At 59.9% G+C, this 18,957-nt stretch carries 17 protein-coding genes and 1 other RNA gene; 8 read left to right on the top strand and 10 right to left on the bottom strand.

The window, feature by feature from the left end:
* Nucleotides 1-44: 44 nt before the first annotated feature.
* The 9 genes from FHT29_RS23465 to FHT29_RS23425 form a co-directional block, all read right to left on the bottom strand.
* A complete protein-coding gene (locus FHT29_RS23465) occupies nt 45-1,799 on the bottom strand; it encodes a penicillin-binding protein 2 (RefSeq protein WP_047558087.1) in 1,755 nt (584 codons plus the stop codon).
* Nucleotides 1,799-2,323 carry a hypothetical protein gene (locus FHT29_RS23460; RefSeq protein ID WP_037202741.1) on the bottom strand — a complete coding sequence of 175 codons (525 nt, stop codon included), beginning with the start codon at nt 2,321-2,323 and terminating at the stop codon, nt 1,799-1,801. Before FHT29_RS23460 ends, FHT29_RS23465 begins: the two co-directional genes overlap by 1 nt.
* A gap of 1 nt (nt 2,324) precedes the next feature.
* The gene (rsmH, locus tag FHT29_RS23455; RefSeq protein ID WP_037202742.1) at nt 2,325-3,350 is read right to left on the bottom strand and encodes a 16S rRNA (cytosine(1402)-N(4))-methyltransferase RsmH; all 1,026 of its coding nucleotides are present in this window, start codon (nt 3,348-3,350) and stop codon (nt 2,325-2,327) included.
* 14 nt (nt 3,351-3,364) lie between these two features.
* Nucleotides 3,365-3,805, bottom strand: a complete 441-nt coding sequence (mraZ, locus tag FHT29_RS23450; RefSeq protein WP_037202743.1) for a division/cell wall cluster transcriptional repressor MraZ — start codon at nt 3,803-3,805, stop codon at nt 3,365-3,367.
* 430 nt (nt 3,806-4,235) lie between these two features.
* Nucleotides 4,236-4,635, bottom strand: an RNA gene (gene rnpB / locus FHT29_RS23445) — RNase P RNA component class A.
* Nucleotides 4,636-4,702: 67 nt separating this feature from the next.
* Nucleotides 4,703-5,896: an FAD-dependent oxidoreductase gene (locus FHT29_RS23440; RefSeq protein WP_037202745.1), complete on the bottom strand. Its 1,194-nt coding sequence runs from the start codon at nt 5,894-5,896 to the stop codon at nt 4,703-4,705.
* A gap of 81 nt (nt 5,897-5,977) precedes the next feature.
* Nucleotides 5,978-6,535 (bottom strand): transglycosylase SLT domain-containing protein, encoded by a 558-nt coding sequence (locus tag FHT29_RS23435; RefSeq protein WP_168600194.1) that lies wholly within the window; start codon nt 6,533-6,535, stop codon nt 5,978-5,980.
* A 267-nt stretch (nt 6,536-6,802) separates the two neighbouring features.
* Nucleotides 6,803-7,564: an N-acetylmuramoyl-L-alanine amidase gene (locus tag FHT29_RS23430; RefSeq protein ID WP_047558091.1), complete on the bottom strand. Its 762-nt coding sequence runs from the start codon at nt 7,562-7,564 to the stop codon at nt 6,803-6,805.
* Nucleotides 7,561-8,268 carry a DnaJ family molecular chaperone gene (locus FHT29_RS23425; protein ID WP_037202748.1) on the bottom strand — a complete coding sequence of 236 codons (708 nt, stop codon included), beginning with the start codon at nt 8,266-8,268 and terminating at the stop codon, nt 7,561-7,563. The genes FHT29_RS23430 and FHT29_RS23425 overlap by 4 nt, the downstream gene beginning before the upstream one ends.
* 264 nt (nt 8,269-8,532) lie before the next feature.
* On the opposite strand from FHT29_RS23425, the gene FHT29_RS23420 reads away from it, so the two are divergent.
* The 3 genes from FHT29_RS23420 to FHT29_RS23410 all read left to right on the top strand — a co-directional run bounded on the left by FHT29_RS23420 (nt 8,533) and on the right by FHT29_RS23410 (nt 11,763).
* On the top strand, nt 8,533-9,744 hold the full coding sequence (locus FHT29_RS23420; protein WP_037202750.1) for a pyrophosphate--fructose-6-phosphate 1-phosphotransferase: 1,212 nt from the start codon (nt 8,533-8,535) through the stop codon (nt 9,742-9,744).
* 100 nt (nt 9,745-9,844) lie between these two features.
* Nucleotides 9,845-10,480 (top strand): LysE family translocator, encoded by a 636-nt coding sequence (locus FHT29_RS23415; RefSeq protein ID WP_034504243.1) that lies wholly within the window; start codon nt 9,845-9,847, stop codon nt 10,478-10,480.
* 134 nt (nt 10,481-10,614) lie between these two features.
* The gene (locus FHT29_RS23410; protein ID WP_168600193.1) at nt 10,615-11,763 is read left to right on the top strand and encodes a transglycosylase SLT domain-containing protein; all 1,149 of its coding nucleotides are present in this window, start codon (nt 10,615-10,617) and stop codon (nt 11,761-11,763) included.
* A gap of 28 nt (nt 11,764-11,791) precedes the next feature.
* On the opposite strand, the gene FHT29_RS23405 is transcribed toward FHT29_RS23410, so the two are convergent.
* Entirely contained in the window at nt 11,792-13,180 is a 1,389-nt protein-coding gene (locus FHT29_RS23405; RefSeq protein ID WP_047558096.1) for a serine hydrolase, read from the bottom strand.
* A gap of 192 nt (nt 13,181-13,372) precedes the next feature.
* Here FHT29_RS23405 and FHT29_RS23400 point away from each other — a divergent pair, with 192 nt between their 5' ends.
* From FHT29_RS23400 to FHT29_RS23380, 5 genes are all read left to right on the top strand, one after another.
* On the top strand, nt 13,373-14,620 hold the full coding sequence (locus tag FHT29_RS23400) for a DUF3419 family protein (protein WP_037202756.1): 1,248 nt from the start codon (nt 13,373-13,375) through the stop codon (nt 14,618-14,620).
* 50 nt (nt 14,621-14,670) lie between these two features.
* Nucleotides 14,671-15,291, top strand: coding sequence for a class I SAM-dependent methyltransferase (locus tag FHT29_RS23395; RefSeq protein WP_051964456.1), 621 nt, complete (start codon nt 14,671-14,673; stop codon nt 15,289-15,291).
* Between the two features lie 214 nt (nt 15,292-15,505).
* Nucleotides 15,506-16,297 (top strand): GH25 family lysozyme, encoded by a 792-nt coding sequence (locus FHT29_RS23390; protein ID WP_037202761.1) that lies wholly within the window; start codon nt 15,506-15,508, stop codon nt 16,295-16,297.
* A gap of 79 nt (nt 16,298-16,376) precedes the next feature.
* On the top strand, nt 16,377-17,621 hold the full coding sequence (locus FHT29_RS23385) for a lytic murein transglycosylase (RefSeq protein ID WP_037202763.1): 1,245 nt from the start codon (nt 16,377-16,379) through the stop codon (nt 17,619-17,621).
* Between the two features lie 163 nt (nt 17,622-17,784).
* The gene (locus FHT29_RS23380; RefSeq protein WP_037202765.1) at nt 17,785-18,711 is read left to right on the top strand and encodes a DMT family transporter; all 927 of its coding nucleotides are present in this window, start codon (nt 17,785-17,787) and stop codon (nt 18,709-18,711) included.
* Nucleotides 18,712-18,957: the final 246 nt, after the last annotated feature.

Here is an 18,957-nt window from a genome sequence, read left to right as displayed (position 1 = left end):
ATCGGTCCGCCCTCTCGCGAATCGACCCGTGTATTCTTTCACGCTTAATAAGACGCCAGCAAGGCCGAGTTATCTTTTCCGAAGCTGGGTTGCACCCCAAGGATAGGCGCCGCCCTGGCGATGATGTCGCGAGCGATCGGCAATGCCGTAAAGGCCGAGATCGTGCCGCCGCCGCGCTCACCGCTCTTCGGCTCATCGATGAAGGTCATGACCATGTATTGCGGATTATCGATCGGGAACGCCGCCAGGAAGCTGTTGAAATTCAACGTATTCGAATAGCGGCCGTTAACAACCTTGTCGGCTGTGCCGGTCTTGCTGCCGACGTTATAACCGGGAACGCGAGCGTTGCGACCGGAGCCCCTGGTGCCGTTGAATTCAAGCAGGAAACGGATGTCGTCGCTGGTGCTCTTCTTGACGACCATCTTGGCAATGGCATCGGCCTGGTCACGCGTGCGCGGCAGGAAGGTCGGCTCGATCAGCTTGCCACCGTTGACGAGGGCTGACGCGGCAACCGCTGTCTGCAGCGGCGTGGTCGAGACACCGTGGCCGAAGGAAATGGTGATCGAGTTGATCTTCTTCCAGACGCGAGGCTGGCTCGGCGCCTTCACTTCCGGCAGTTCGGTGTCCATCTTGTTGAGCAGACCCAAGCGGGTCAGGAATTCCTTGTGCGGGTCGATGCCGACAAGATCGGCGATCTTCGCAGTACCAATGTTCGAGGAATACTGGAAAATTTCCGGAACGGTCAGTACGCGATGCTGACCATGGAAGTCGTGGATGATGAAACCGCCGATCCGGATCGGATTGGTGGCGTCGAAGGCATCACGCAACGTCACCTTGCCGGAATCGAGCGCCATCGCCATGGTGAAGGTCTTGAAGGTCGATCCCATTTCGAACGTGCCGTTCGTCATGCGATTGAGCCATCCTTCGGTCGCGCCTTCGTTCGGATAGTTCGGATCGAAGTCGGGAGCCGAGGCCATGCCCAGCACTTCGCCCGTGTGGATGTCGATCACGGCAGCGCCCGCGCCCTTTGCCTGAAAATTCTTGACCGCGTTGACGACCGCATCACGGACGATGCCCTGCACACGCAGGTCGATCGAAAGCTTCACCGGCTGCAGAGGCTGGTCGTTGGTCATGCCGGCGGCGGCAAGGTCGGCAAGACCCTGGTCGTCGATATATTTCTCCATGCCGGCAACGCCGCGGTTGTCGATATTGACGTAGCCGAGGATATGGGCGGCGGTCGAGCCGCCCGGATAGAAGCGGCGCTTCTCGGGGCGGAAGCCGATGCCGGGAATGCCTAGCGCCAGAATCTGACTCTGTTGCTTCGGCGTGAGCTGGCGGCGCAGCCACGCAAAATGCGAGGTCTTGGCGGCGAGCTTCTTGTATGTACCCTTGGTATCCAGATCCGGCAGGACCGTGCGCAATTGTTCGACGGCCTCATCGGGATCGATGATCTTGTTCGGCTCGGCAAACAGCGAGACGGTACGGATGTCGGTGGCAAGCAGGGCGCCGTTGCGGTCGACGATATCCGGGCGCGAGGCCATCAGGCGATCCGGCGGCAGGATGCTCGACGTGGTGTCCGGCGGCGTCATGGCGAACTGGGCAAGACGGCCGCCGATCACGCAATAGACGGCAATGAAGCTCGTCACCAGCAGAACGACGCGGCTTTTGGCCTGATTGGATTTGCGCTTGCGAGCCCCTTCGAAGGTCGAACGGGAGAAGCTATCGCTCGGGCGGTTGTTCCCGTCGGTGGAGAAGTGCGCCTTGCTCTTCAAGATCATGATGCGAGAAAGAAAAGACATTATTCGTCCACCGATCCCGTTGCGATGTTGTCGACTTCAGGTTTTTTGCGCTTGGCCAAAGCCGGCGACTTGGGCCGTGGCGCCGGAGCGGCCGCCACATCGGCGATGGCCTTCCTGATCTCGGCATCGGTCGTATCGCCGTTCTTCGAGGCCGAAGCGACATTGCCCTTGGAGCCGGTTCCCTTGCCGCTCTTCGTGCTGTCTTTCGCATCCGCAACTATCGGCGGCGGAACCTGCGAGCGCAGCATCGGCAACTCGTTCGGCTGAACGATGGCCGTGGAGAGGGTCGGCTGCAGCTGAAGCTCGTTGCTGTAGTTGTTGACGAGACGCTCAAGACGATTCGGCTGCGAGACCAGTGCCCAGTCCGCCTTGAGGAGCTCGATCGTATCCTTCTCGAGCTTGATCTCGGACTCGAGACGGTGAACCTCTTCCAGCTTCAGCTCGGCTCGGTGCTTGATCGTATAGGTCACGCTGGCCATTGCCGTCATGACGCCGATCAGCACGATGTCAAAAGTCTTCAGCATATCAACCTCCGAGCTTTCCGAGACTGGCGAGATTGGGCAGATCGAAGATCGAAAGATCGGCGGCCTCGGCGGGTGCAGAGGTGCGAACACCGGCGCGCAGCTTGGCCGAGCGGGCCCGTGGATTGGCCTCCGCCTCCGCATCGCTGGCGGACACCATCGATTTGCCGATGGGCTCGAAGGTTGCTGGCCGCTCATGCACGATCGGCATGTGGCGCGATCCCACGGCACGACCGGACCGATCGGCGAAGAATTTCTTGACGATCCGGTCTTCCAGGGAATGGAAGGTCACGACGACAAGCCGACCACCCGGCTTGAGCGCGCGTTCGGCGGCGAACAGCGCCTGAGCCAACTCGCCAAGCTCGTCGTTGACGAAGATGCGAAGCGCCTGGAAAACGCGGGTAGCGGGATGAATCTTGTCCTTGGCCTTTCGCGGCGTCACGATCTCGATCAGGCCGGCCAGATCGCGGGTGGTCACGAAGGGAGCTTCGGCACGCCGCTTCTCAATAGCATGCGCGATGCGTGGTGCCTGTTTTTCCTCACCCAGAAAGACGAAGATGCGAATGAGGTCCGCCAGCTTGGCGCGATTGACGACGTCGGCCGCCGATACGCCGCTTGCCGACATGCGCATGTCGAGCGGGCCACTCTTATTGAAGGAAAAGCCGCGCTCGGCCTCGTCGATCTGCATGGAGGATACGCCGATATCGAGCACGATCCCGTCAAGGCCACCCTCAGGTGCATGGTCGGCAAGCTGGGAGAATTGCGATTGAATGAGCTTGAGGTGCCCCGCATGGGCTTCAACGATCGCCTGCCCCGCCGCAATCGCCGTCGGATCACGATCGAGCGCGATCACATCGGCACCGGCTGCAAGCATGGCCGAGGTGTAACCGCCAGCCCCGAACGTTCCATCGAGGATAACTTTGCCGGGCGCAGGCGCCAGCGCCTCGAGCACTTCGGAGAGGAGAACCGGAATGTGACGAACTGGTCCGCCACCGGCATCAGTCAAACCTCCGCCTGAATTCGCCACCATTCCGTTTCCCCGCTCTATTCCGAGCGCCTGCCCGCCAGCCTGCGCTCCTCTCGTGCCTGCGCCTGCAAGGCCTGAAAAGCCTCCGGTCGCCACAATTGAAAATGATCCGCCCGCCCGACGAAAGTCACTTCGCCAGTAATGCCGGTGAAGTCGCGGATGAAATCCGTGATCATCAGCCGCCCCTCGGCATCGAGCTTCATAAAGACCCCGCCCCCGTGAATCAGGAGCGACATCTGGTTCGCCGCCGGCGAAAAAGGATCGTCCGCCGCAATCTGCCGCTCGAATCGATCGAGCAGATCGAGGCCGCCGACGCTGATCGCCGGAAACACAAAATCCTGGAAGCAATACAGCTCCTGGATATTGCGCTCGGCCAGCACGGAACGGAATGCCGCCGGCACGGAAACCCGCCCCTTGACATCGATCCGGTTGGTCGCATTCGACAGGAAGCGGTTCATGACGCGAAACACCCGTCCCCCATGATCCGCAAGCAATCACGCACTCACGGACACAGCCAAAATCGGACACAGCTTCGCAAGCCGAAAGAGCCGACGCCCCTTCGACACCCCCCTGGTGAGGGCAATCACGGCTTTGCGATGATTGGGCTCTGATTTGCCCGTTTGCAGTGTTGTTTTGGGATACCATGGGACCATATGGGCGTCAATGGGATGAAGCCGCATCGGGCGCGGCCACACCCTGAATATTCATAAGCCGTTAAGTTTAACGAAAGGTTAGGATCGCCTTCAGCGAGCGCTCCGAAACGGATTGTTTTCACAAGCGAAAACGCTCGCCCGCGATGACCGGAAACCCCGGGAAACCGGGGCGTCCGGCGGCCCTCGAAATTATTTGCGGAGAGCGAAAAGGCCCATCCGAAAAAAGGGGCGATGATTTGCCAGTTGGCCTGTAAGCCGGGTTCTGTATGGCTCCGGCCGAGGCCGGAACGTGGCAGCCATTCATCTGGGACGGCGCTTGCGCGACGCCTCTTGCAACCCACCCGGATGACCGGCCCGGAAACAGGCTGGAGCGCTTGCGCGCTCCGCGTCATCCCTATTCGGTTTTGCTCCCGGTGGGGTTTTCCGTGCCGTCGCTGTTTCCAGAGACGCGGTGGGCTCTTACCCCACCCTTTCACCCTTACCCGATCCTGAGACCGGGCGGTTTGCTTTCTGTGGCACTTTCCCTGAGGTTGCCCTCGCCGGACGTTATCCGGCACCGTGTTTCCGTGGAGCCCGGACTTTCCTCACCTCATCGCCTTTCGGCATTGATGAAGCGCGGCTGCCCAGCCAACTGGCACTGGCTCATTAACTGAGACTTCAGGCAATTGCCACCTAAATATGCGGCCCGGTTTCCGTCCAATGCTAGCTGCGGAAATGCGCAGAGAAATCCGTGCTGTAGCCTTCATCCTTGATTCGACCCGCGAGCAGCAGTTCCGCGCCCAGCCGGCCGATCTCGTCCGAGCTCTTGGCAGCTGTGCCGCAGCCGCCGGTCAGTACCGCGACGCGCGGCGAAGAGGTGTAGCCGATCATCGGATAGCCTGATGGAGAATAGGAGACGGCGCAGGAATTGGTGAAGGCCGGCGGGCGGGCCACGCTGGGAACGAGATCGTGGAATCTCCGCACCAGATGTTCGCGCGCCTTGTCGCGGCCGGCGGTGCGGAACCAGGCCCGGAGTTCCGGTTCGCTCTCGAATTGAAGGTCGTCGGGATCGCCGCCGATCTTGATGTAGTATTTGCCGTCCGGGTAGCGGATCGGCGGCAGCATATAGATGCTGTCCACGTCATCAAGCGCTACAGATATCAGTGACGGCATGCCGGAAAGAGCCCCGGCTTCGGCCTCGCTGACCTCGAAAAAGGTGACGGTGCGGCCATAAACCTTCATCTCAACCGGTCGCGGCAACAGATTCTCGGCAATGGAGAATCCGCCTGCGGCCAACAGGATCTTCTCGGCGCTGAACGTCTCACCTTCGGCGGTCGTGACAACTGCCAGGCCGCCCTCATCACGGATCGACAGGGCGGTCTGCTTGATCACCCGCGCTCCCGCCTTTTCCGCCAGCAACGACTGCGCTTTCACCAGCCGCCGTGGGCTGATATGGCCGGCCCCGCGCGCCTCATAGGCGCCTTCGCTTCCCGATGCGAAAGAGAAGAACGGAAACTTCGTCTTGAGCCCGGCATCGTCGAGAATGTCGGCCTGAACACCTAGCCGCTCCGCCGCATCCACCACGTCGCCGACATAACCGTTATCGCCGCCGCGCTTCGGGCCTGCGACCAGGCAGCCGACAGGTGCATAGAACTGGATACCGCTATCCCGTTCGATTTCCGCGTAGCGGCTGATCGAGCGGTTGGCGAGGCGAGCCCAATCGGTATCGGGGTCGATCGTACGGGTAATACGGCCCTCGTCGTAGTGACTGCCGAAGACACCCTGATGGCTGGTGCGGTCCTCGGGTTCATCCGGCCCGATGACGGCAATGCCATCCGTTTGCCCGGCGAGATGACGGGCGGCAGCCGCCCCCATCATTCCCCGGCCGACGACGATGAACCTGAAATCCGCTGCCATGCTACGCCCTCTCAAATAACAGCGGATTCGATAGCATGGAAAGCGATTCAGCCCCACCCGCAAATGCTCAGTGGACGGTTGTCAGTCCAGAAGCGCCAGCACCTTGCCGCAATAGCGCTTCGAGACCGGATTCATGCGCGTCGCGCCATGGCCGGCATTGTATTTGAGAATGGTATTGCAGGTCTGCCCGCCGCCGAGATCCTGAGCCATGGCAAGGTATTTCATACCGAACTTGATGTTCGTTTCGGGATCGAAAAGCCCCTTGGCCCGGCCGGCGTACCCCATCAGTCGGGCCGTTGCCGGCTTGATCTGCATCAGGCCGATTTCCCCGGCACTCCCCCGCGTTTTCGGATTGAAATTGCTTTCGATCTGAACGACGGCAGTTGCCAGTTGCACCGGCACGCCGTTCTGCTTTGCATATTTGGCAATGAGATCGGAATAGCGATTCTGCCGCACAAAGGCATTTTCAGCGTCACGTAATTCGGCGGGAACGTTCGGCACCGGATAGCCGGTGGTACGATAAGCGATCTTCAAAGGAATCGTTTGACTTTTCTCGCCCCGCTGACCCGCAAAGGCGCAATCATACCCCGCCAGCAGCACGCCCACGCATGCTGCAGCCGCAACAATTAAATTTTTCATGTAGTCTTTTGTCTCCAGGCGCGGGACCGCGGACGGCCTCAAGCCGTCATGTCCGGCTGGAGGCAAAAAGAGCCGCCGGAGTGCACAGTCCCCATTAGTCGTCTACGGCCGCGCGACACACAAAACCAAACTGCGCGACCGCCGTTCAGCGAGCGTCGTTAGACCAGTGCAATGCGGAGATAATAGGGAAATGATGTGGCGCAGCAGGGGGTTACGCTTTTTCGCACTGATAGCCGGCTATAAAGATGGCCAGCACCCCTCACCTTTCTATGAAAAGCGAGGCAGCGCGGACAGAAGACGATGGAGCGTATCGATCGTGGAAAAATCGGCGATGCCATCCACACGCTGCGGGCGGAAATGGCGCTGGAAAGCCTCGACGTCTCCCTTCAGCCTTTCCGAGAATTCACCAGTGATTTCAGTTTTATAGCCATAGAGCGAGAGCATGGACTGCAGTGCTTCGATCGGCTGGCCCACATCCCCCTTCTGGAAAAATCGGCCGCCGGTAATCGCAGCCGGCTCAACCCAGTGCCCGACGCCCTCAGCGGCGAGCCGGGCCCAGGGGAATTTCTCGCCCGGATCGACCTTGCGCACGGGGGCTACATCGGAGTGTCCGAGCACCCGCTCGGGTGCGATTGCCCAGCGTTGGCCGCAATCACGACACAGTTCGATGACCGCTTCGATCTGCGCATCGGGGAAATCCGGCAGCCCTCCGGGATGGCCGGCGTTGGCTATTTCAATACCGATCGACAGTGAATTGATATCGGCCTCATTGTGCCAGGTGCTCTTCCCCGCATGCCAGGCACGGCGCTCCTCTGGCACGAGCTGAATGACCCGCCCGTCCTCGAAGACGAAATAATGGCTGGATACCTGGCTCTCCGCGCGACAGAGCCAGTCCAGCGCGCCCTCGGCCGTACCCATGCCGGTGTAGTGCAGAAGGATCATGTCCGGTTTGCGCCCATCTCGCCGCTCGCCGTGATTCGGCGAAGGCTGCACCATGGCGCGAGCGAAATCGGCCGGAAAGGCATTCATGCGGCGCGGCGTTCTTTCTCGATTTCAGCGTAAGCGGCGTTCAGAGCGGCCATACGCTCGTTGGCGATCAGGTGGAACTCCTCCGGCACGCCGCGCGAGACGAGACGGTCAGGATGGTTCTCATAGACAAGGCCGTGATACCGGCGGCGGATCGTCGGGAAATCATCATGGCGCGATACGCCGAGTATCTTGTAGGGGTCGCGTCCACCACTCACATGGCGCGCCATGATCTGATCGAACCGTTCCTCGCTCATATGGAATATCTCGGCCACATGTTGCAGGAAGGCCATTTCCTTTTCGTGGATCAGCCCGTCAGCCTTGGCAATGTGAAACAGGCCGTCGAGCACGTCTTCCAAAACAGGGCAATTCTTGGTGCAGGTCACGCAAAGCGACGAGAGCCGCTCCGCATAGGCTTCGTAGCCCGCCACATCCTGCCGTGCCAGATTGTAGAGACGCGCGACGTTCTTGGCCTGATCCGGCGGAAACTCGAATATCTCGCGGAACGCGTTGACCTCGTTTTCGGTCACAATGCCGTCAGCCTTCGCCATCTTGGCGGAAAGGGCGATTATCGCGACGGAAAACGCCACCTTGCGGCGGGTTTCCGGATCGCCCTCGAACAAGGTTCGAATAGCCTCGACCACTGCCGACAGGGCATTGCCAGCGGTGCCACCGATAGCATTCAGCAATTTTTCCCAAAACGACATATTGGTCCCGACGGCTCTCATAGACAGTAGAATACCTTGACCAAATAATGCCTGCCATTGCAAGCAGTCCATTCGTCGCAAGGCGGAAAACACTTTTCACAATTTGGTAATGATGGCGTGTTCCAAACCGCATCCGACCGCGCGTTCGCGAGCAGACAAAGCGCGCGTTTCTTAAATTCTTTACTTTACAGCCATGCACGCCTGTCGCATCCATTCCCACCGCAACCATTGAAATGAAGCAGCTTGACTGCAAGGAGGATCTCCATGGCCAAACAGAAAGTCGCAATGCTCACTGCCGGTGGATTGGCGCCCTGTCTTTCTTCCGCCGTTGGCGGGCTGATCCAGCGCTATACCGACGTGGCGCCCGATCTCGACATCATCGCCTATCGGTCTGGCTACCAGGGAGTTCTGCTGGCTGACAGCATCGGGGTGACGCCGGCCATGCGCGAGCGTGCGCACCTGTTGCATCGTTACGGCGGCTCTCCGATCGGCAACAGCCGCGTAAAGCTCACCAATGCCGCCGACTGCGTCAAGCGCGGCCTGGTCAAGGAAGGTGAAAACCCGCTGCGCGTCGCAGCCGAGCGTCTCGCCTCCGATGGCGTCACCATTCTTCACACGATCGGCGGCGACGATACAAACACCACGGCCGCCGATCTGGCCGCCTATCTCGGGGCCAACGGCTACGACCTGACCGTCGTCGGCCTGCCGAAAACGGTCGACAACGACGTCGTGCCGATCCGCCAGTCTCTCGGCGCCTGGACGGCAGCCGAGGTCGGGGCGCATTTCTTCGACAATGTCAGCAACGAACAGACCGCCGCACCGCGCACGCTCGTCATTCACGAGGTCATGGGACGGCACTGTGGCTGGCTGACGGCGGCCACTGCCCGCGCCTATATTCAGAAGACCGCTGCCAACGAATATATCGACGGCTTCATGATGAATGCCGAGATGAAGAGCATCGACGGCCTCTATTTGCCTGAAATGGCCTTCGACATCGAAGCCGAAGGCGAGCGCCTTCGTTCCATCATGGAAAAGACCGGCCAGGTGACGCTGTTCGTATCGGAAGGTGCGGCCCTCGACGCCATCGTCGCCGAGCGCGAAGCCGCAGGTGAAAGCATCAAGCGCGACGCCTTCGGCCATGTGAAGATCGACACCATCAATGTCGGCGGCTGGTTCCAGAAGCAGTTTGCCTCGATCATCGGCGCCGAGCGCTCGATGGTACAGAAATCGGGCTATTTCGCCCGCTCTGCGCCGGCAAACGGCGAAGATCTTCGCCTTATCCAGGGCATGGTCGATCTCGCGGTGGAAAATGCACTCAACAAGGTATCTGGCGTCACCGGCCACGACGAAGGCCAGGGCGGCAAGCTGCGTGTCATCGAATTCCCCCGAATCAAGGGCGGCAAGGCATTCGATCTCTCGCAGCCGTGGTTCGCCGACGTGATGGACCACATCGGGCAGAAATACACGCAAGCCTGATTGATCGGCGATCAAGCGGCCTGATCGATGATCAAGCGGATTGACGGATCGTAAATCCGATGTCTTTGCTGGCGGCGAAAAAGGAATAGAGGAGGATTCCATGTCCATCGAAACCTGGCTCGCTTTCGCCGCCACATCCTGCATCATGCTGGCCATACCGGGGCCGACCATTCTCCTTGTCATCTCCTATGCCCTCGGTCACGGTCGCAAAACGGCGCTGGCGACCGTGACGGGCGTGACGCTTGGCGACTTCACGGCGATGACCGCCTCGCTCGCGGGCCTTGGCGCCATTCTCGCCGCATCCGCATCGCTGTTCACGATTCTTAAGCTGATCGGCGCGGCTTATCTCGTCTTCCTCGGAATCAAGCTCTGGCGAGCCCCGATCGTGACCGGCCCGATGGGCGATAACGACAATCTCCCCGAGGAGAAGCCGCTAAAGATCATGCTGCACGCTTACGTTGTAACAGCCCTCAACCCGAAGAGCATCGTTTTCTTCATCGCTTTCGTGCCGCAGTTTCTCGACATGTCGAAGCCCTTCCTTGAGCAAACGCTTATTTTGGAGGCAACTTTCCTCACTCTCGCCGCATTGAATTCGCTGCTTTACGTCTTCGTCGCCGACATGGCGCGCGGGTTTATCCGCAAGGCAAGCGTGCAACGCGCCGTCAACCGCACAGGCGGAACCCTGTTGATTGCCGCGGGTGCTGTGACCGCCGGATACCGCCGGATGGCCGCTTGACGCCGTCCAGGGTTGCGGCGCGATCACGGATAGGTTAATGGGGATTCATAATTTTATCGATCCTGTGGCCGAATTGTGCGGTCCTGTGGCCGATTTGCATCGCAAATAGGTTTGGTTTTTTCGAAAGTGACAGAATGGTAGCGATCGGATTTCCCAGCCTGAAGCGCAGCGTTGCCTTGTCGGCAATGATGTGCGGCGCTCTTGTGGGGTGCGCAAGCACTCAGCAGCAGGCGTCTCAGGCAGAACTCCCGTCGGCACACACCAACGTGCCGCATCCGAATACGGCCCCGACCGCAACTGGCGTTGCCTCGTCCACGGGCGGCGTTGCGATGGCTTCAGCCGCTCCTGCATCTTCGACGGTTCCCGTATCGAACGAACCGCAGCAGGCAGCCTTGGCAAAATCCGGCCGTGTAACGGCGGGTGCGGTCAACCAGCAGCAGATGGACGCCGCTCAGGCTCGCTTCGGTGCTCCGGCGACAACCGCGAACGCACCAAGCCAGGGAACGGTGGCCATTGCGGCGGCTACAGGCATGCCTGCAACCGGCACCTCGACCGCAGCCGCCTATGCCGCATCGGACGTGCCGCTCATACCCTCCGTGGTCGCAATCCCGATACCCAATCCGGCGCGCCCCGGCGACGCGGCACTCACGCCGGTCTCGAGTTCGGTCGCTGATGCGGCGGCAACCATTCCGATGACCTCGGACGTCGCCGCCATCCAGGCCCCAGTGCCGATGCCCCGCCCCGATTCCCGCCCCGCGACGGAAGTCGCCTTCGTTTCGCCGGCGCAGATGGGCCTGCCGCGCTATGCGGATAACCGCATGCATTACGATTTCAACTTCGACACCACCGGCCCCACGGTCGTTACGGCTGTCTTGACCAGCCCGAGTTATGATTCCGATGTTCCCGCCGCTGAAAAAAGCTACGTTTCGAGGCTCATTCAGAAGTACGCCAAGATCTACGAGATCCCGGAATCGCTGATCCATCGCGTTGTCCACCGCGAGAGCCGTTACAATCCGAAAGCCTATAATCGGGCCGGATATTTCGGTCTCATGCAGATCAAATACAACACGGCCAAGTCGATGGGCTATGAAGGCCCGCCCTCAGGCCTGCTCGATGCCGAGACCAATATCAAATACGCCGCCAAATATCTGCGTGGTGCGTGGATGACAGCAGACAGCAAGGCCGAAAACAAAGAAACGAATGCCGTGCAGCTCTATGCCCGCGGCTATTACTACGATGCCAAGCGCAAGGGCCTGTCCAGCGTCGCCAACGGCGACTATTGATTTCTCAAGGAAGCTTTGGAAAGCCGGCCTAGTTTGTGGCCGGCTTTGTTGCATCCAGGATCCGCTTGAGCAGAATTTGCGGCCTGTAATCCGCCCAGGCCGGCGTCAATCCCATCCGCACTACAACAAGATTGGCCGAAGGAACGATGGCAACAGTCTGGCCATCGTGACCGCTCATCCAGAAAGTATCAGGGGGCAAGCCGAATTGCGCGTTCGAACCGCCGGGACCGGCGAGCCAGGCCTGAACTTGCGAATAGACCCCTTCCGAAGCCGTCGTCGGCGTGCGCATGGCCCCCACAAAGCCCTCCGGCAGCAAGCGCTGTCCTTTCCAGACGCCATCCTGGAGCAGGAATTGCCCGAAACGCGCCCAATCGCGAGCAGTGGCGTAGAGATAGGAACTGCCGACATAGGTGCCGCGCTCATCTGCCTCGAGCACCGCACTGTGCATGCCAAGCGGCCCGAAAAGCGCCTCGCGCGGATAGGATATGGCCGCACTCAGGTTCGGCAGCCGGTTCATCCAGAGCCTTGAGAGTAGCGTTGCCGTACCGCTGGAATAGTTGAAGCGTTCTCCAGGCGCAGCCACCTGGCGCGCATTGGCCACGATGCTGGTCGTGTCCGGCTCGAGATAAAGCATGCGGGTCACGTCCGATACGTCGCCATAGGCTTCGTTGAAGGCAAGACCGCTTTCCATGGCGAGAAGGTCGCTGAGCTTGATATTCTTGCGCGCGTCGCCACTCCATTGCGGCAGGAGATTTTGGTCGTCGAAAGACATGCGGCCGGCCAACATGAGGCGGCCGATGATGGCGGCGTTGACTGTCTTTGTCATAGACCAGCCAATCAGGGGCGTTCCCTCGTTGAAACCGTCGCCATAGGCCTCGGCTACGATATGCCCGTCTTTGACGACGACAACGGCGCGCATCGCTGGCCCGGCAAGATCCGGGTTTGCCACCAGCTTAGCAAACTTGGCGTCTTGCTCACCCGAACCGAGCGTGACCGTATTGCCATCAGGCCAGAACGCATCGCTCTTCGGCGTCTTCAGCTTGTTCAGGAAGACCGCGCCGCGTGCTGCCTGGAGATCGCCATCGGGCACCGTCGTGCAGCCGAGCGCACCGCGATAGAGCGCATAATTAGGCGCAAACATTCCAAGGAAGCGCGCTCTGACGACGCCTTCGTCGCGGTCGACCGAAACATGGATAAGCTTCAACGCCGGATTGCCCGGTGCCTGCACGTCATCCGCCAGCACCTGATCCGGGTCCCGTTTGGCGACAAACGTGTTGGAACACACCATCTTGGCGGCATAGCCATCGCCGACCCTGAGCAATTCCGGCGGGTAAACAGAGAGCCAGACGGCTCCGCCTGCGACAATGATCAGCAGCAAAACAACAAATGCTCCGATCACTCTCGATATCAAACGCATGTCACATACCCTCCAAAAGGTAGGCGGAGACAAGCAGGAAACGCAGCAAGATGAAAGAGCTATCGTCGCTGCCGCCACTCAAATATGTGCAGGGCCATATCTCGACCGAATCTGCCAACAGCCCGCGTCATCAGACTGTAGCATTGCCGGGTTAAACGCGCTGAACCCTGACAAATTGGTGACAAGACTCAGATGACGGAATTCGCCCCAGACGCCGGTCTCCAAAAGAACCGGAAACTCAAGGACGCTCTGCTGCAACATAAGGCGCTGTCCAAGGCCGGCCTTTCGGAGCGCCTCTTCGGCATGCTGTTTTCCGGTCTTGTCTATCCGCAGATCTGGGAGGATCCTGATGTCGACATGGAGGCGATGGAACTCCAGCCACATCACCGCATCGTTACCATCGGCTCTGGCGGCTGCAATATGCTCGCCTACCTTTCGCAGAACCCTTCCTCGATCGATGTGGTCGATCTCAACCGCCACCACATTGCTTTGAACAAGCTGAAGCTGGCCGCTTTCCGGCTGCTGCCCGGCCATGCGGATCTGGTGCGTTTCTTCGGCACGCCAGGCGTTGCCGCCAACAGCCAGGCCTACGACCAGTTTATCGCGCCGCGGCTGGACGAAGCTACCGCTTCCTATTGGGGTGGCCGCGACATGTATGGTCGTCGCCGCGTCACGGTCTTCAATCGCAACATTTACAAGACCGGTCTCCTCGGCCGCTTCATCGGTGCCGCGCATGTGCTGGCGCGCCTGCACGGCGTGCGCCTCGCCGGGATGACGGAAGCCCGCACTCTCCGCGAGCAGCGCCAGTTCTTCGAAAACGAGATCGCCCCGATCTTCGACAGGCCGGCGGTTCGCTGGTTGCTCGGTCGCAAGAGCTCGCTCTTCGGTCTCGGCATTCCGCCCCAGCAATATGATGAGCTTGCAAGCCTTGCCGGCGATGATTCGATTTCTGCCGTATTGAAGCATCGCTTGGAAAAGCTGGCATGCCACTTCCCGATGCGGGATAACTATTTTGCGTGGCAAGCCTTCGCGCGCCGCTACGCCGGCCAGCATCAGGGTCCCCTGCCCACCTACCTTAAGCCGGAGCATTATGCCGCAATCCGCGCCAATGCCGACCGCGTCGATGTCCATCACGCCAACTTCACCGAACTCCTGGCCTCCAAGCCGGCAGCCTCCCGCGATCGTTACGTCTTGCTCGACGCGCAGGATTGGATGACCGATGAGCAGCTCAACGGCCTTTGGGCGGAAATCACCCGCACGGCGCGCGAAGGCGCTCGCGTCATTTTCCGCACGGCTGCGGAAAAGAGCATCATCGAGGGCCGCCTGTCACCGGCCATCCGCGATCAGTGGGTCTATTTCGAGGAGCGTTCGCAGGAGCTCAATGCCCAGGATCGTTCGGCGATCTATGGCGGCTTCCACATTTACGGGAAAAAAGCGTGAGCCAGGCGGATACGGGCACGGAAACCGGCTCGAACAATCATGCAAGGCTGATGGACGGCATGTACCGTTATCAGCGGCATATCTACGATCTGACCCGCAAATACTACCTCTTCGGGCGCGACCGCACGATTGAGCAGCTTAACGTGCCCCCGGGTGGCTCATTGCTGGAAGTGGGCTGCGGTACGGGCCGTAACATGCTGCTGGCCTACCGGCATTTCCCTTCCGCGAAGCTTTATGGCCTTGATATCTCGCAGGAGATGCTGATTTCGGCGCGCAACAATTTTCGCGGCCTGAAGCAGATGCCGGATTTTCGCGTTGCAGACGCCACCACGTTTTCACCCACCGATTTCGGCACTGATGGATTCGACCGCGTGATGGTTTCCTACGCGTTGTCGATGATCCCGGATTGGACGAGCGCGATCGATGCATCGCTTGGTGCAGTCGCCCCCGGTGGCGAACTGCACGTCGTCGATTTTGGCCAGCAAGAAGGTCTGCCGGGCTGGTTCCGGACCCTTCTCAAAGGATGGTTGAAGAAATTCCACGTCACCCCCCGCGCCGATCTTCTGACGGTTCTGGAAGAGAAGGCAAAGGCGCGCGGCATGACGCTCAAGATCGAAAAGATCGGTCGTGGCTACGCCTGGAGAGCCGTCGTCGCCAAGCAAGCCGCATAAGCGGCGGCGGAATTCGGCGAGAAATACGGTGCCATTGTGCTTCAAGCATAAGAATTTGCTTGAAGATAACGCATTTTTTACGTTGATATGGTGAATAAAGTGGCAAGGCCGGCTGACAGCAGCTTGGCCTGCCGCTCTTTTGGATTTTCGGGGACCACAATACGGAAGCCAAGTCTTGGGGCAGCCAGATCACTCGCGTCATAACGGGATACTCATGCGCCGGCTTCTGTTGTGCTTAATGCCGCTTGCCCTTTTTTTGAATGGCTGCACGATGGGCTACGACGCTTTTTCGACGGCGTCGCTTCCCAAGACCAGGTTCAGCGATACAAAGCCGCAGGATTTCGGCCGCGACCATCCTGACCGCCATCCCATCCACGGCATCGATATTTCCAAGTACCAGGGCGATATCGATTGGCAGGCCGTCAAGTCTTCCGGCGTGGCCTTTGCCTTTATCAAGGCGACGGAAGGCAAGGACCGGATCGATCCGCGCTTTACCGAATATTGGCGCGAAGCTGCCGCTGCGGGACTTCTTCACACAGCCTATCATTTCTATTATTTCTGCTCGACTGCCGACGATCAGGCGGACTGGTTCATCCGCAATGTACCGAAGGACGCCACAATGCTTCCGCCGGTCATCGACGTCGAATGGAACCCCAGTTCCCCGACCTGCCGCACGAGACCGGCCCCTGAAACGGTGCGGACGGAAATGAAGCGCTTCATGGATCGCCTCGAAGCCTATTACGGCAAGCGCCCGATCATCTACACCTCGGTCGACTTCCACCGCGAAAATCTCGCTGGTTATTTCAAGGATTACCACTTCTGGGTCCGCTCGGTCGCGAAGCATCCCAAGGAGATTTACGCGAATCGTGACTGGGCCTTCTGGCAGTATACATCCACCGGCCTTATCCCCGGTATCAAAGGGCCGATGGATATCAATGTCTTCGCCGGTTCCGAGCAAAATTGGCACAGCTGGGTGGCGGCAGTACAGAAGCAAGGAAATTCTTGAGTTTGACGCTATTTCTCTCTTGCTTATGTCACAATCTTCTGTGAAAGCGACCCTATTCTATCACTAGAGAGGATCGCCCATGGACCGTTACACCATTCGACGCAACGCACTCGCGTTGATCTTCGCCTCAGCCATAACCGGCGCGGCGATGGCTCAGAGCGCGGCCCCAGCCGCCGCACCGAGCACGGATGGCGTCAGCGCTCCCAAGGTGGCTTGCGGCGGTGATCTTGCACCCTTCCTGGCTGGTGTGAAGGCTGAAGCAATTGCGGCTGGCGCCGATGCCGCGGCGGCCGACAGGACCTTGGCTGGCGCGCAAATCGATCCCAAGGTTCTCTCCATGGACCGTGGTCAGGGCGTATTCCGCCAGACCTTCCTCGAATTCTCTCAGCGCACCGTCAGCCAGGGGCGCCTGGATATCGGTCGCCAGAAGATGAAGCAGTATGCCGACGTCTTTGCAAAGGCTGAAAAAGACTACGGCGTCGCCCCCGGCGTCATCACAGCCTTCTGGGCGATGGAAACCGACTTCGGCGCCGTTCAGGGCAACTTCAACACCCGCAACGCGCTTGTCACCCTCGCGCATGACTGCCGTCGGCCGGACTTCTTCCGTCCGCGTCTGATCGCGCTGATCGAATTGGTGCAGCGCGGCGATGTCGACCCGGAGACCACGACAGGTGCATGGGCCGGCGAAATCGGCCAGACGCAGATGCTGCCGCCCGATATCATCGCGTACGGCACCGATGGCGATGGCGATGGTCACGTCAACTTGAAGACAAGCGCGCCCGACGTCATTCTGACGACGGCAAGATTCCTCCAGCATCTCGGCTTCCAGCGCGGTCAGCCCTGGCTGCAGGAAGTAACCGTGCCGGATAATCTGCCTTGGGAGAAATCCGGCATCGGCGGCACGCTCACCGCCGCCGACTGGTTCCAGCTCGGCGTCAAGCCGCGCGACGGCAACACAAGTTTCGGCTCGCTGCCGGCCGCCCTCATCCTGCCGCAGGGCCGCAAGGGTCCGGCTTTCCTGACCTATCCGAACTACAACGCCTATCTCGGATGGAACCAGTCGTTCATCTACACGACCTCCGCCGCCTATTTCGCCACCCGTTTCGCCGGTGCTCCGCCCTATAACAAGGGCACGCCGGAACCGGGCCTGAACGATGTCGATATGAAAACGCTTCAGACCAAGCTTGTGGCGCGCGGCTACGATGTCGGCAAGATCGACGGCATTCTCGGCTCCGGCACGCGCATCGCCATTCAGAAGGAACAGTTCCGCCTCGGCATGCCGGCCGATGGCTGGGCGACTTCGGCGCTTCTCGGCGCACTCTGAGTTTTCCTGCTTCCCTATCAAAAAGGCGGCCGCAAGCCGCCTTTTTAATTGAGCTCCTCTCTCCCCGAACGCTCAGAGAAACCCATTCTGCCCGGTGTCGCAGGAAACGGGTGGAACCCCCGCTCTCTCCCGGTTTACATGAGCCGAAACGGGATGAACGGCGATGGACAGCGAAAACCGAATGAGTGCACTCACCTGGGGCCTGCTGCTATTGCTCGGGCTGATCTGGGGTGGGTCGTTCTTCTTTGCCCGTATTGCCGTTCACCATGTCCCACCCTTCACCCTCGTCCTTCTGCGATTGTCGCTGGCAGCGGTGGCGTTGCATGTCTATCTCGCTGGCCGTTTCGGGATCTATCAGGTGCTGCGGAGCCATTGGCGGCAATTCTTGATGCTCGGCCTCATCAACAATGCGGTACCGCACACATTGATCTTCTTCGGCCAGACAGAGATGGGAGCGGGACTTGCCTCTATCCTCAACGCAACCACACCGATCTGGACGGTCCTGATCGGCAATCAGTTGACGACGGACGAGCGGCTGACATCGGCCAAGCTGGCCGGCTGCCTCGCCGGGCTCGTCGGCACGGTCATCCTGCTCGCGCCAAGCGTGACCAACAGCGCTTCTGTGCCCTTCTGGGCGCTGCTGCTGCCGATCATCGCGGCAATTTCCTATGGCTTCGCGGCGATTTACGCCAAGCGCTTCAAAGGCATCGCGCCGCCCGTCGTCGCGGCTGGCCAGCTGACCGGCTCCTCGCTCATCATGTTGCCGGTCGCCCTGGTCATAGACCAGCCTTGGATGCTGGCGACACCGCCGGCCGCCGCGATAGCAGCCATTCTAGGGCTAGCCCTGCTATCGACCGCTTTCGCCTACATCCTCTATTTTCGCATCATGGCGCTTGCCGGCGCGACGAACGCCTCGCTTGTCACCCTCCTGGTACCGCCAAGCGCTATGCTGCTCGGCTTTCTTTTCCTGGGTGAACGGCTCGGCTTCACCGAGATCGCCGGCATGATGCTCATCGCGCTGGGCTTGCTCATCCTTGATGGCCGCACCTACGCATGGATAAGGCATGGCATGCGCGCCGGCGCGGCATAATCCGCACCCCTCCACCCGAAATAAGTCATACACGGCGTTGGGAATAGGTATGCGTTAACACTTATTCACAGCGGGCCAGGCGGCAAACAAGGGAGATTTATTTAATGAAATCAATTCGCTAAGGCGAAACCATGAATCAAAACGCCAACCGGATACCGCGCCGCAGCATCGAATTCTCTTTCCAAGCGACACATTATCGACATAAAATTTAACGGCTGACTGAGGAGGAAGACATGGGATTGACGC

The sequence above is a fragment of the Rhizobium sp. SG741 genome (assembly GCF_012275435.1).
Taxonomy (GTDB): domain Bacteria; phylum Pseudomonadota; class Alphaproteobacteria; order Rhizobiales; family Rhizobiaceae; genus Rhizobium; species Rhizobium lusitanum.
This window is presented reverse-complemented; position numbering and strand designations above follow the sequence as displayed.